This window comes from Aquibium sp. A9E412, from assembly GCF_030398335.1.
In the GTDB taxonomy this organism is placed as follows: Bacteria; Pseudomonadota; Alphaproteobacteria; order Rhizobiales; family Rhizobiaceae; genus A9E412.
Window position 1 is genome coordinate 29,126 of the sequence record NZ_JAOAOP010000014.1, and the last position, 12,760, is coordinate 41,885.

Below are 12,760 nucleotides of genomic sequence, written 5' to 3' on the forward strand. Positions count from 1 at the left end.
CCACCTCGTCCCTTTCCGCCGCTACGCCGTCACGTAGCCGAGCGCCCGGTCGTTCGCCCGGGCCGCCGGACTGCGCCGCGACGGCTCACCATAGCCGCCGCCACCGCCGGTTTCGACAACCACCACGTCGCCGGTGCGCAGCACCACGGCGTCCTTCGACGCCAGCGCGATCTCCTCGCCGTCGCGCAACACGCGGCACGACGCGGTGGCCGCGTCGCCGCCGCCGGCCATGCCCGGCGCGGCGTAGCGGAAGCGGTCGGCATAGATCGACAGGCGCACGTCGTCGGCCCGGATCTCGTAGACGCGGCGGAAGCCGAGCCCGCCGCGGTATTCTCCGTCGCCGCCCGAATCCGGGCGCAGCGTGTACTCCGTGACGCGGAAGAAGTCGTACATCACGTCGAGCGCCTCGACCGGCACGTTGGTGCAGTTCGACAGCGGCGAGGCGACCGAATCGCAGCCGTCGCCGTGCATCGAGCCGCCATAGCCGCCGTAATAGACCTCCTGATGGACCTGGTAGCGGCCGTCGCGCTGGCAGGCGAGCGCGAAGGAGAACGAGGTGTCGAAGCCGCAGGCGCCGACGCGCTCGGGGATGACCGGCGCGAGCGCCTTCAGGATCGCGTCATAGGCGCGGTAGACCGCCTCCATGCGCGCACGCACCGGCGCCGGCGGCCGTGGGTTGAGCAGGCTGCCGAGCGGCGCCGTCACCGTCACCGGGTTCATCGCGCCCTGGTTGAAGGGAATGTCGGAGCCGGTCAGCACGGTCTTCAGGCAGGCCAGCGTCGCCGATAGCGTCGAGCACAGCGGCGCGTTGAGATTGCTCACCACCTGCGGGCAGGTGCCGGCGTAGTCGACCGCGAGCGACGAGCCGGACACCGTCAGCGCCACCTTGACGACCAGCGGCGCGTCGCCGCGGCCGTCGTCGTCGACCTTGTCCTCGCCGCGATAGACGCCGTCGGGAATGGCGGCGATCGCCGCGCGCATGCGCCGCTCGGAGTAGTCGATGAAGGCGTCCATCGCCGCCGCCACGCCGTCCGCGCCGTATTTCTCGCACAGTTCGCGCACCCGCAGGATGCCGACGCGATTGGCCGCGAACTGCGCGTTGAGGTCGCCGAGCGTCTGCTCGGGCACCCGCACATTCGCCCGGATCAGGTCCTCGAGCGGCCCGCCGTCCCAGTCGCGCGCGATGCTGTAGCGCGACGGCGGGATCACCAGCCCCTCCTGATAGTAGTCGGTCGCGGAATGGTTGATACCGACCGCCCCGCCGCCGATGTCGACGTGATGGGCGACCGAGGCGCTGAAGCCGACCAGCGTGCCGTCGACGAAGATCGGCATGAAGATGAAGATGTCGTTCGCGTGGTGGCCGCCGGCATAGGGGTGGTTGTTGATGTAGAAGTCGCCTTCGCCGAGCTCCTCGACCGGATAGCGGTCGATGCAGGCCTGCAGCGTGTGCGACAGGGCGCCGACCAGCATCGGCGTCAGGTGGTCGCTCTGCGCCACCGCCCGGCCGCGCGCGTCGAGAATGCCGGCCGACGCGTCCTTCACCTCGCGCACGATGCTCGAATAGGCCGAGCGGCACAGCTTGGTGCCCATCTCGCGGGCGGCGGCCATCAGCGACTGGCCGATGATGGCGATACAGACGGGATCGATGCTGCTCATGCGTCTTTTCTCAGGATCATGTTGTCGCGGTCGTCGACGCTCACCTGCCAGCCGGCCCCGACGAGCGTCGTCGACGTCGGGTCCTCGACGATGCACACGCCGCGCAGGCCCGGTTGCCCGGCCAGGCTCTCGCGCGGCACGATGGTGCAGTCGTGCCAGGCATCGGCACTGAAGACGCGGCCGGCGCGCGGCGCGGCGTCGCTGCCGGCCGGCAGGCTGAGATGCGGCGCGTGCGTCTGCGGCCGGCGCGTCTCCAGCCGGTAGGCGACGATCTCGATCGCCTTGCCGCGGTCCTCGCGGCCGTGCTGGTAGAGCCGGTGGTGCGCGTCGTGGAACAGCGCGCGCAGCGCCGCCGCGCTCAGGTCCGGCAGTTGCGCCGGGTCGAGCGGCACGCGGATCTCGAAGGCCTGGCCGACGAAGCGCATGTCGAGCGAGAAGGCGCGCTCGATGTCGCCGGCAATTCCGAGCGCGGCGAGGCGCCCGGCGGCCTGCTCCGTCAGCTCCGCCAGCACCGCGCGCACCGTGCCGCCCGCCTCCGCGTCGACCGGCGTGATCAGCGTGCGCGCGTCGCTGACATGGACATCGGACGCGAGCAGGCCGTAGGCCGACAGCACGCCCGGATAGGGCGGCACGATGACCGTGCCGATGCCGAGCTCGTCGGCGAGCTCCGTCGCATGCAGCGGGCCGGCGCCGCCGAAGGCGACCAGCGCATAGTCGCGCGGGTCCTTGCCGCGTTCGGTCGACACCGCCTTGATGGCCGAGATCATGTTGGCGTTGGCGATGCGCACGGCGCTCTCGCCGAGCGCCTCCGCGCTCATCGCGAAGCGCCCGGCCAGCGCCTCGACGCGGCCGCGCGCCGCCGCCACGGCGAGCGGCATGCGACCGGCCAGCAGCGCGTCCTGCGGCAGCGCGCCGCGCATGAGCTGCGCGTCGGTCAGCGTCGGCCGTTCGCCGCCGCGGCCGTAGCACACCGGGCCGGGATCGGCGCCGGCGCTGTCCGGCCCGACGCGCAGCATGCCGCCCTCGTCGGCCCACAGGATGCTGCCGCCGCCGGCGCCCACGGTGACGATGTCGATGACCGGCACATGCACCGGCAGGCCGTCGATCGACGTCTCGTTGATCATGTCGGGACGACCGTCGGTGACCAGGCAGACATCGGCGCTGGTGCCGCCGACGTCGAGCGTGATCAGGTTGTTGTGGCGCTCGGACGCCACCTGGCGGATGGCGCCGACGACGCCGGCCGACGGGCCTGAGAACAGCGTGACCAGCGCGTTGTCGCGGATGCCGTCGACCGGCAGCCGGCCACCGTTCGACTGCATGATGCTGAGCCGGCCGTCGAAGCCGTCGGCCGCCAGGCGCTTTTCCAGCCGGCCGAGATAGCGGTCGACGGTCGGCTGCACATAGGCGGCGAGCGTCGTCGTCGAGGCGCGCTCGTACTCGCGGAACTCGCGCCCCACCTCGGCCGAGCAGGTCACGTAGAGGTCCGGCCTGAGCGCCCGCAGCGCGTCGCGCAGCATGAATTCGTGCGTCGGGTTGCGATAGGCGTTGAGCAGGCAGATGGCGACGGCGTCGTATCCGCCGTTCTCGACGAAGGCGGCGAGCGCGGCGCGCGTCTCGTCGAGCACCAGGGCGCGCTCGACCGCGCCGTCGGCCAGGATGCGCTCGTCGACCTCCAGCGTGTCGACGCGCGAGACGACCGGTTCGGGCTTGCGGTAGAACAGGTCGAAGATGCGCAGCCGGTCGTGCCGCTGCAGCAGCAGGATGTCGCGGAAGCCGCGCGTGACGATGAAGCCGAGGCGCGCGCCCTTGCGCTCCAGGATGGCGTTGACCGCCACGGTCGAGCCATGCGTCAGCTCCTCGAGGGCGCCGACCTCGGCGCCGGCCGCCTGAAGGGCCGCGAACACGCCCTCGTCCGGGCGCTGCGGCACGCTCGGCACCTTGGAGATCGAGACCCCGGTGCCGTCGTACTGCACCAGGTCGGTGAAGGTCCCGCCGACCTCAACGCCTATCCGCATGGTTCCCCCGCTCCGCCTGATCGCGCACGCCCGCGCCGGGCACGGCCCAGGCGCAGGATGGATGCATGCCGGCCGCCGGGCACTGCGCCTGCAGCGCCGCACCGGCGGCAAGCAGCAGCCGCTCGTCGAGCTTGCGGCCGATGAGCTGGACGCCGATCGGCATGCCGCCCGCACCCGTCGCATAGGGCACAGCCAGCGCCGGATGGCCGGTGATGTTCCACGGCACGGTGGCGCGCAGCACGTGCCGCGCGTCCATCGCCGCGCCGTCGATCGACACCTCGCTGCGGCCGTGCTCGAAGGCGACGGTGGCGCAGACCGGGGTAAGCAGCACGTCGAAGCGCAGGAAGAACGCCGCCATCTGGCGGCGCAGCGCCTCGGCCACCTCGAGCGCGTCGATGTAGTCGACCAGCGGCACCTCGGAGACGGCGAGCCGGCGCCGGATGAAGGGGTGCAGCACGTCCTCCTGGCCGGCCACCAGCCGGCCGACGACCACCGAGCCCTCGATGCCCATCAGCACGCGCGACAGCTCGTTCCAGTTCTGCGCCGTCAGGCCGGGGATGGCGACCTCCTCCACGCCGCAGCCCATCGCCGCGAAGGCCTGCGCGGCCTGGCCGACGGCGGCCCGGACCTCGCCGGCGACCGGTGCGGCGCCGCCGTCGCCGATCCAGCCGACGCGCAGGCCCGAAACCGGCGTCGCCGGGCCGGCCGGCGGCATGGCCAGCGTGTAGGGATCGTTCGGATCGCTGGCGGCGAGCACCTCGAAGGCGAGCGCCAGGTCGTCGACCTGGCGGGCCAGCGGCCCGACATGCCAGTAGCGCGGCGCGTGCAGCGGCCAGTGGCCATGCGTGGAGATGACGCCATGCGTGGCCTTCAGCCCGGCCGTGCCGCAAAAATGCGACGGTACGCGCACCGATCCGGCGAGATCGCTGCCGAGCCCGAGCGGCGTCAGCCCGGCGGCGACCGCCGCCGCGTCGCCGCCGCTGGAGCCGCCGACGATGCAGTCCGGGTTCCACGGATTGACGGTGCGCCCGTAGACCAGGTTGTCGGTCTCCCACCACAGCCCGAACTCGGCCGCGTTGGTCTTGCCGAGCACGATCGCCCCGGCCTGCTTGAGCCGCGCCACGGTGCTGGCGTCGGTATCGGGCACATGGTCGGCGAACACCCTGGAGCCGCGCGTCGAGGGCAGCCCGGCGACGTCGATGCAGTCCTTGACGGTGACCGGCAGGCCGTGCAGCGGCCCGAGCGCGGCGCCCTCGCGCACCGCGCGCTCGGCCGCGCATGCCTCCTCCATCGCGCTCTCGTTGACGGCGACGATCGCGTTGATGGCCGGATTGAGCCGCTCCACCCGCGCGAGATGGCACTGCATCACCTCGACGGGCGACAGCGTGCCGTCGCGGATTTTCGCGGCCATCTCGGTCGCACTGAGCTGCACGATGGTCTCTTCGGGCATGGGTTCCTCTGGACGCCGGGGGACGATTCGGGCGGACCGGCTAGCGCAAGCCGTCCGCGCCGCTGATTTCGCTGGCCTTCAGGCCGCCGACCCGGGCATGCACCCTGCCCCCGGTCGTCATGACGAGCGCGACGAGCAGCTCGTCGCGGCGCGGCGCGCCCGGCTGGGCGATCTCCATCGTGTCGAAATGGCTGCGCACGTAGGAGGCGTTGACATGGGTGATCGGCACGTCGAGCGTCGCGCCGGGCGCGGCGACCTTCTTGGTCGACGGCACGATCGCCTTCGCCCCGTCCAGCACCGCGCGCATGGCGTAGCCGCCGGGCGCATGCCACAGCGCGCCGTGCTCGAGCTCGCCGTCGGCGCCGACGATGGCACCCTTGCCGAAGCCCTCGACCGCCTGCGGCGCCACGCCGAGCGCAGCAAGCAGGGTTTCGGCCATCGACCGGCCGAGCGGCTTCAGCGTCTCCATGAAGCCCTCGATGTCGGCGACGTAGCGCCCGGCGAAGGGGTTGCGGATCACCGTCAGGACGGCGGCGCGGCGCAGCGGCGGCCGCGCGGGCGGACCGCCCTCGTGGTGAACGGTCTCGACGATCGTGCGCTGGATCCTGGGGGCGATCTCGTCCATCGATGCCTCTCGCGCCGGCACGAACCTTCCGCTCCGGCGCCTCGCGGGGCGCCGGCCGCTTCGGTCCGCTGCGCGGCCGTGCCTTTCTTTCTGCTGCGGTGTCGACCGCCGGTCCGGGAACCGGACCCCGCCGGCCGGGGGCTGGAGCCGATCTGCTTGTCACCGACGTGCAGATCGGCTCCAGGTACTGTTTCGACGCGTTTGCGGACGGCGAACCGGTGTCCGCTTCGCCTGGAAACGCTTCAGTCCTCGGCGAGCCACACCTCGTCCATCGGGCTCATCGCGCCCCACACGCTGTTCGGCGGGTTCTTGACGGCCTTGGTGTAGATCGTCGTGTAGGGCTCCTCGTTGGTCCACACGAGCGGCAGATCGCCGGTGACGATCTTCTGCACCTCGGCATAGATCGCCTGGCGCTCGGCCATGTCGGTCTCCACGGCGGCGGCATCGAGCAGCTTGTCGACCTCCTCGTTGCAGTAGCCGCCGGTGTTGGAGAACACGACGCCCTTGCGCGGCGAGTCGCACAGGAAGCTGCGGTTGACGCCGATGACCGGGTCGGGATTGTTCCAGGTCCCGCTCATCGTCATGTCGTGCTCCCAGCTTCCCACCCGGCTCGCCCAAGTGGCGTAGTCCGGGCTGATGCGCACCGCGACGTCGAGGCCGATCTTGCGAAGCTGCGGGCGCAGATACTCGGCCACCGTGCGCATGCTGTCGGGGTGGAAGGTCGGCACGTCGAGCGTGAAGCTGGCGCGGATGCCGTCCTCGTCGGGCGCCAGCCCCGCCTCGTCGAGCAGCGCGCGCGCCTTGTCGAGGTCGTGCTCGTAGGTCACCAGGCTGTCGGGCGCGGCGAACGGGTTGCCGTGGTGGAAGGGCCCGCGCAGCGGCCGCGAGACGCCGTGATGCAGCTCCTCGGTGATGAACTCGCGGTCGATCGCATGGGCGATCGCCTGGCGCACCCGGGGATCGTCGAGCGGCGCCTTGCGCAGGTTGAACTCGAGGAAGTTGGTCGGCCCCAGCGCCTCGTAGCCGCGCGAGGTGACCACCAGGTCGGGGTCCTCCGCGAGCTTCTTGATGTCGGCGAACTTGATGCCGGAGAACGCCGTGTAGTGCGTCGTCCCGTTGGTGATCGCCAGCCGGCGCTTGGTCGGATCGTCGAAGGTCAGGAAGATGATGCGGTCGAGATAGGGCAGCCCGTCGCGGAAGTAGTCGTCGTTGCGCTCCAGCACGACGTGCTGGCCGCGCTGCCACTCGACGAACTTGAACGGCCCCGAGCCGACCGGCGCGGCGTTGGCCGGATGGGTCTTGATGTCGCCCTCGCCGCCGAACACGTGCTCGGGAATGATCGGCGTGAGCGCCGGCGCCAGCGCCTGCAACAGGAAGGGGATGGGGTCGGACATGCGGATGACGACGGTGCGCGGGTCCGGCGTCTCGATGGCGCTGACCGCGCGGTACATGGTCGGCCCGACGGCGGAGTTGGCCTTCACCGTCTCGATCGAGAAGCGGACGTCCCCGGCGGTGATCGGCTCGCCGTCGTGGAAGGTCGCCCCCTCGACCAGCCGGAAGGTCGCCGACAGGCCGTCCTCGGCGATCTCCCAGCTCTCGGCGAGATAGGGCTGCGGCTCGAAATCCGCATCGATGCGCACCAGGCCGGCGAAGATCTGCGCGGCCGGCACGCCGGTCGAGTTGCCGGTCTGGATGGCCGAGTTGAGATGGCGGAAGGAATCGTGGCCGACGACCAGCGTGCCGCCCCTCTTCGGCGTCTCCTCCTGCGCCAGCAGCCCGGCACCCGGCGCCAGCACGGCGGCCAGGGTGAGCGCGCTGCCGAGCAGGAGCGCGCGGCGCGTCGCGGTCAATGTCGTCGTGAGCGTTCTCATCGTGCGGTCTCCCATTTGCTCCGGTTTTCCGTTGTTGTTGCACCGACGCTACCTGAACGCGGCTCCGGGGCAATCGTCCGGCGGCACAAAGAAGGCCGTCGCGAGGAACTTCATCAGAAAATCTGATGAGACGGCCGCAACGCCGCGCGGCCGGGCGCACGGCCGCCAGCTGACGCACGAAACCCTTGAAAAAGGTCGATAAAATGGTCGGCGCATGCGCCGGCGAGGCCGCGCTGCGGCCGGCCTGGCGCGTTTCCAGGCGACGTGGAAACCGGTTCGCCGTCCGCAAGCGCGTCGAAGCAACGCGCTGCCACCGGTCTGCGTGAAACGCAGAAAGGCTCTAGGAGCGGCCTGCCGGCGGCGGCTGGCCGGCGGCCTGCTCGAGCTCGCGGCGCAGCACGCCGAGCAGCGCGCGCGCCAGCCCGGCGAAGGCCTCCACGGCGCGCGTCTTGCGTGACTGGTCGGCATAGGCCAGCCCGAAGCGCGCCGTCGGCAGGTCCTCGCGGATCGGCAGGTAGCGCAGCTCGACGCCCTCGTGCGAACGCTCCGCCGGCGCCCGGAAGCCGAGCAGCGAGAAGCCCTGGCCGTTGGCCACCAGGCTGCGCACCATGTCGGTCGAGCGCGTGCGGAAGCGGATGCGCGGCTCCAGCCCGTAGCGGCGGAACACCTGCAGGAACCATTCGCGCGAGCCCGGCAGGTCGAGCATGATGTAGGGTTGCCGGGCGAGGTCGAACAGGCTGACGTCGCCGGCCTGGGCGAGCGGGCTGTCGGCCGGCAGCAGCACGTAGAGCGGCACCGACAGGAGCGGCTCGAAGACGACGCGCTCGTTGACCAGCAGGTCGTAGGTCAGGCCGATGTCGGCCGAGCCGTCGCTGAGCTTCTGGAACACCTCGTAGACGTCGCCCTCGAACAGCGAGATGGAGATCGCCGGATACTGCGCCGCCATGGTGGCGATCAGCCGCGGCATGACGAAGGAGGCGGCCGGAAAGAAGCAGGCGACGTTGATCGGGCCGGACAGGTGCTGGCTGAGCTGCGCGGCATGCGCCTCGAAGGTCTCGGCCTCGTGGACCAGCGCCTTGGCGCGCAGGACCAGGTCCCGGCCGAGCGGCGTCAGCGACAGGCCGCGGCCGGGCTGGCGCACGAAGACGCGCACGCGGAAGGCATCCTCGAGATTGTTGATCGCCGCGCCGACGGCCGCTTGCGAGACGCCGAGCTGGCCGGCGGCGCGCGCGATGCTGCCCTGCTCGGCGGCGGCCAGCAGATAGCGCAGGTGACGGAGGCTCCACTGCATCGCCCTGAAAACGCCTCCGCCCGCACGCTGCCTCTCGCCCGCCGCCGCGGCCGCCGCCGGCCGCCGCGCGCCCGCACCGCAAGCTCGTCCGGCGCGGATGCCGACAAGCCAAGCCCAGAGCGCACGCCGATGCAAGCCCGCACGCGCCGGCGGGCGGATGTGGTGGCAAGCAGCGCTCGCACAAAGCAGTAGCGACCCCTCAAAAGCCGATCGCTATCGATTGCGCCAAATGTTTGAAATTGGTGGGTGATGTAGGGATCGAACCTACGACCCGCTGATTAAGAGTCAGCTGCTCTACCAACTGAGCTAATCACCCGACCGGCCTTGCGGCGGCGCGGCGACCCCGGCCGCCGTGACGGGCGGGGCGCGTTGCGTGGCGGCTCATTAACCCGTTTCGCGCGGCCATGCAAGGCCTTGCCGTCACGCCGGGCGGCCTGCCGCGCAAGCGGGCCGAAGCGCCCTTCCCGCCCCCCGTGGCGCGCCGGCGGGACGGCGCCGTCCCCGCCCCTGCCGCCCGCGTGCCAGAGCGCTTCCAGGCGACGTGGAGAGGGTTCGCCGTTCGCAAACGCGGCAAGACAATACTCGGAGCCGATCTGCGATTCCGTGCATAGCAGATCGGCTCTAACAGGATGGTGGCGGTGCGTGATCGTGCAAGGGCCGGCGCATCGGGAAGAGACGGCAGGTCCACCATGGGGCTCCGGGCGCGCGGCCGGCGCATCGCCACCCGCGACCGGCCGCGGTCGGGCCCGCAAGCCCGCCGGGCGGACTGCTGCTGCCCGCCCGAGGCGGTCGCGGGGCCCGCTGCTCTCCTGCCCCAGAGCGCTTCCAGGCGACGTGGAGAGGGTTCGCCGTCGGCAAACGCGGCAAGGCAATAATCTGGAGCCGATCTGCGGACCGTGAAGGGCAGAGCGGCCCCGGCCCTCACACGAACAGCGTGCCCTCGGCGATGCGCACGGCCTGGCCTCCGATGCGCCCGCCGGCCAGCTTGCCGCCGGCCACGTCGATCTCGACGCGGATGCGCGAGGGCCGGCCCATCTCGATGCCCTGCTCGATCCACAGTCGGTGGGCGCCGTCGACCGGCGCGTCGAAGCGCAGCACCGCGCCGACGAAGGCGGCCGCCGCCGAGCCGGTCGCCGGGTCCTCGGCGATGCCGGCGTCGGGCGCGAACATGCGCGCATGGAAGGCGCAGTCGTGGTTCACCGTCTCGCGGCAGTAGACATAGGGGTCGGCCGTCACCGCCCCCTCGCGCGGCGCGATGGCGTCCCACAGCCGGGCGTCGATGCGGGCGCGGCCGGCCGCCTCCAGGTCGGCCACCGGCACGCAGACATAGGGCACGCCCGCGCTCCAGGCGCTGACGGCGTGGTTCTCGAAGCCGATCGCGTGGTGATCGAGGCCGAGCGCGGCGGCGACCGCCTCGTTCGAGGCCTCGAAGGGGACGGCGGCGGGCAGCCGCGGCAGGTCGAACTCGGCGAAGCCGGGGCCGCCGGCCGTCAGCGTCACCGCGCAGCGCACCGCGCCCACCCCCTCCTCGAGCACCAGCAGCGCCGTCTCGCCGCCGTCGCCCTGCGCGGCCCGGTCCTCGGCCAGCGCCACCGCGCTGCCGACCGTCGGGTGGCCGGCGAAGGGCAGCTCGTGCGCCGGCGTGAAGATGCGCACGGCCGCCGCGTGCACCGGGTTGCCGGGGCGGCAGAGGAACACGGTCTCCGACAGGTTGAACTCGCGGGCGATCGCCTGCATCGTCGCGTCGTCGAGGCCGTCCGCGTCGTCGACCACGGCGAGCGGATTGCCGGCCAGCGCCGTCTCGGCGAACACGTCGTAGATGCGGTAGCGCCTTCGGCCCATCGTCGCCCTCCCTGATGCCGTGTGCGGTGTGTCGGCAGCGGTCATCGGTTATAGGGGCGCGGCGGCGGCGGCGAAAGGCCGCGCGCGGGCTGGCCTCATCGGTCGGCCGGCCCTGCCGCAGGCGTCGCGAAGTGCCAGGCGAGCAGCGCCGGCATCTGCGGCGCCAGCGCCGCCGGCGCGGCCTGCGGCGCGGCGATCACCACCGGGCCGTCGATCTCCGGCTCGCCGACGGCCGCGACATGGGCGCGGATGCGCGCGGCCAGCCGCGCGGCCGGCTCGTCGAAGCGGTAGCGGCGGAACAGCACCGTGCCGTTCGGCGCGCGGTGCAGGCCGAGCGCCGGCTCGCGGCGCGCCCGGCCGAGGTCGAGGCCGGTCTCCTCGGCCACCTCGCGCGCCATGTTGGCGTCGATGTCGAGCCGGCCGTCGCTCAAGTCGGCCGGCTCGAAGGAGCCGGCGGCGAAGTAGACGCGCCCGGCATTGGCGGTATGGGCGGCCATGCGCACGGCGACCAGCGCGCCGTCGCTGCCGGCGATCACCGCGTGGGCATAGGCGTGCAGCGTCGGCGCATGGCCGTGCCGCGCGCGCCAGTGCAGGAAGGTGGCGAAGCGCACCGCGTGGCAGCGCCCGGCCAGCCGGCCGCCGGCATAGCCGAGCCGCGAGAACAGCATCACCCGGCCGTCGTAGAGCGCCGGATTGGCCGCCTTGGCGCGCGCCCAGGCAGCTGTGATGGCCGGCCCGTTGGCGCTCTCGAAGGGATGCGGCGCGGGGTCGAAGCGCAGCTCCGCCTCGTCGACCGGCGCCACCGCGCCCGGCGCCACGGCGAAGCCGGCCGGCGCGGCCGTCATGCGATGTCGAGGCTGACGGCCACCGGGCAGTGGTCGGAGGCCTTCGGCCGGTCCCAGCCGACGCGCGGGAAGCGCTCGACCTCCTGGCCGGGCGGAAACACCGTGCGCCAGGGCTGGCCGCCGCGCACGATGTCGGGCACGGCACGCGCGTTGTGGCGGGCGAGCGCCGGCGACAGCAGCAGATAGTCGAGCTGGCACAGATGCCGCTCGGCCGGCCCGCGCGTGTGGTAGAGCGTCCAGCGGTCGAGCGCCGGGCGCCGCTCGACGACGTTCTCGCAGAAGCCGCCGGCCGTCAGCACGTCGATCGACGAGCCGCGCTCCGTCACCGGGTCGAAGGTGTAGCCCTCATGCGCGTCGCCGCCGACGATCACCCGCTCGCGGTAGTCGTTGAGGTCGCCGACGATCATCCAGCGCTTGCGCGCCGCGCGCCCGGCACCGCCGAAGCGCTGCTCGACGATGCGCCGCACGGCCGCCGCCTCGGCATGGCGCACCGGCATCGAGGCCGCGCGCCCCGACAGCCCGTCGCGCGGCGGGCCCATCGACTTGAAATGCACCAGGAACAGCGTCAGCGGCCGACCGCCGACGGTGACGTCGATCTCCAGGCAGTCGCGCCGGAAGATGCGTTCGTGCGGCGCGATGCCGAGCGCGTCGAGCGCCGCGTTGTGCAGGCCGAAATCGGCGAAGGTGACGTGCGCGTGGCTGGTCATGCGCACGAAGTCGATCGGCTGGCCGTGCCGCGTCCGCTCGCGCAGCATCACCGCCACGTCGATGCCGCGCCCGTCATTGCCGGCGGCGGAGTACTTCTCGCGGTAGCCCTCGCCGACCATCTTGAACAGGTAGCCGTATTCGAACGCCTTGAGCGCGGCCAGGTTGTCGACCTCCTGCAGGCACAGGATGTCGGACCGCGTGGCGGTGATGGCGAGCGCGGTGAGCTGGCGGGTGTCGTCGGTGTGGGCGATGGTGCGGGCCCGCTCGAGCGCGCGGTACTCCTCCTCGTCGGCGACCTCGAACAGGGCCAGCGCCCGGTCCTGCCGCAGCTCGTTGCGGTAGCCGGAAAAGTCGAACCGGTTCATCAGGTTCTCGACGTTGAAGGTGGCCACGCGCACGGACATGGCCGGCCACTATGCGACAAAGCCGGGCTTGGCAACCATTGCGCGCGTTCATC

Annotated in this window: 9 protein-coding genes and 1 tRNA gene; all 10 read right to left on the reverse strand. The window is 72.0% G+C overall.

Annotated elements, in window-relative coordinates; all coding sequences use genetic code 11:
• Window positions 1-21: 21 nt before the first annotated feature.
• On the reverse strand, window positions 22-1,656 hold the full coding sequence (locus N1F89_RS07800) for a hydantoinase B/oxoprolinase family protein (protein ID WP_290083096.1): 1,635 nt from the start codon (window positions 1,654-1,656) through the stop codon (window positions 22-24).
• Window positions 1,653-3,671, reverse strand: coding sequence for a hydantoinase/oxoprolinase family protein (locus N1F89_RS07805; RefSeq protein WP_290083098.1), 2,019 nt, complete (start codon window positions 3,669-3,671; stop codon window positions 1,653-1,655). The genes N1F89_RS07800 and N1F89_RS07805 overlap by 4 nt, the downstream gene beginning before the upstream one ends.
• On the reverse strand, window positions 3,655-5,121 hold the full coding sequence (locus tag N1F89_RS07810) for an amidase (RefSeq protein WP_290083101.1): 1,467 nt from the start codon (window positions 5,119-5,121) through the stop codon (window positions 3,655-3,657). The genes N1F89_RS07805 and N1F89_RS07810 overlap by 17 nt, the downstream gene beginning before the upstream one ends.
• A gap of 40 nt (window positions 5,122-5,161) precedes the next feature.
• A complete protein-coding gene (locus tag N1F89_RS07815; protein ID WP_290083103.1) occupies window positions 5,162-5,746 on the reverse strand; it encodes an amino acid synthesis family protein in 585 nt (194 codons plus the stop codon).
• A gap of 242 nt (window positions 5,747-5,988) precedes the next feature.
• Complete coding sequence (locus N1F89_RS07820) at window positions 5,989-7,617, reverse strand: ABC transporter substrate-binding protein (protein WP_290083106.1); 1,629 nt, start codon at window positions 7,615-7,617, stop codon at window positions 5,989-5,991.
• A 340-nt stretch (window positions 7,618-7,957) separates the two neighbouring features.
• The gene (locus N1F89_RS07825; RefSeq protein WP_290083108.1) at window positions 7,958-8,908 is read right to left on the reverse strand and encodes a LysR family transcriptional regulator; all 951 of its coding nucleotides are present in this window, start codon (window positions 8,906-8,908) and stop codon (window positions 7,958-7,960) included.
• Window positions 8,909-9,148: 240 nt separating this feature from the next.
• Window positions 9,149-9,224 (reverse strand) — tRNA-Lys (locus N1F89_RS07830).
• Window positions 9,225-9,829: 605 nt separating this feature from the next.
• On the reverse strand, window positions 9,830-10,750 hold the full coding sequence (locus N1F89_RS07835; protein WP_290083111.1) for a PhzF family phenazine biosynthesis protein: 921 nt from the start codon (window positions 10,748-10,750) through the stop codon (window positions 9,830-9,832).
• A gap of 95 nt (window positions 10,751-10,845) precedes the next feature.
• Entirely contained in the window at window positions 10,846-11,595 is a 750-nt protein-coding gene (locus N1F89_RS07840) for a hypothetical protein (RefSeq protein ID WP_290083113.1), read from the reverse strand.
• Window positions 11,592-12,707: an endonuclease/exonuclease/phosphatase family protein gene (locus N1F89_RS07845; protein ID WP_290083115.1), complete on the reverse strand. Its 1,116-nt coding sequence runs from the start codon at window positions 12,705-12,707 to the stop codon at window positions 11,592-11,594. The genes N1F89_RS07840 and N1F89_RS07845 overlap by 4 nt, the downstream gene beginning before the upstream one ends.
• Between the last annotated feature and the right edge of the window lie 53 nt (window positions 12,708-12,760).

Coding starts and splice junctions, on each gene's coding strand:
- N1F89_RS07835 (WP_290083111.1), bottom strand. CDS start 10,750: ATGGGCCGAAGGCGCTACCGCATCTACGACGTGTTCGCCGAGACGGCG.
- N1F89_RS07810 (WP_290083101.1), bottom strand. CDS start 5,121: ATGCCCGAAGAGACCATCGTGCAGCTCAGTGCGACCGAGATGGCCGCG.
- N1F89_RS07800 (WP_290083096.1), bottom strand. CDS start 1,656: ATGAGCAGCATCGATCCCGTCTGTATCGCCATCATCGGCCAGTCGCTG.
- N1F89_RS07805 (WP_290083098.1), bottom strand. CDS start 3,671: ATGCGGATAGGCGTTGAGGTCGGCGGGACCTTCACCGACCTGGTGCAG.
- N1F89_RS07815 (WP_290083103.1), bottom strand. CDS start 5,746: ATGGACGAGATCGCCCCCAGGATCCAGCGCACGATCGTCGAGACCGTT.
- N1F89_RS07840 (WP_290083113.1), bottom strand. CDS start 11,595: ATGACGGCCGCGCCGGCCGGCTTCGCCGTGGCGCCGGGCGCGGTGGCG.
- N1F89_RS07845 (WP_290083115.1), bottom strand. CDS start 12,707: ATGTCCGTGCGCGTGGCCACCTTCAACGTCGAGAACCTGATGAACCGG.
- N1F89_RS07825 (WP_290083108.1), bottom strand. CDS start 8,908: ATGCAGTGGAGCCTCCGTCACCTGCGCTATCTGCTGGCCGCCGCCGAG.
- N1F89_RS07820 (WP_290083106.1), bottom strand. CDS start 7,617: ATGAGAACGCTCACGACGACATTGACCGCGACGCGCCGCGCGCTCCTG.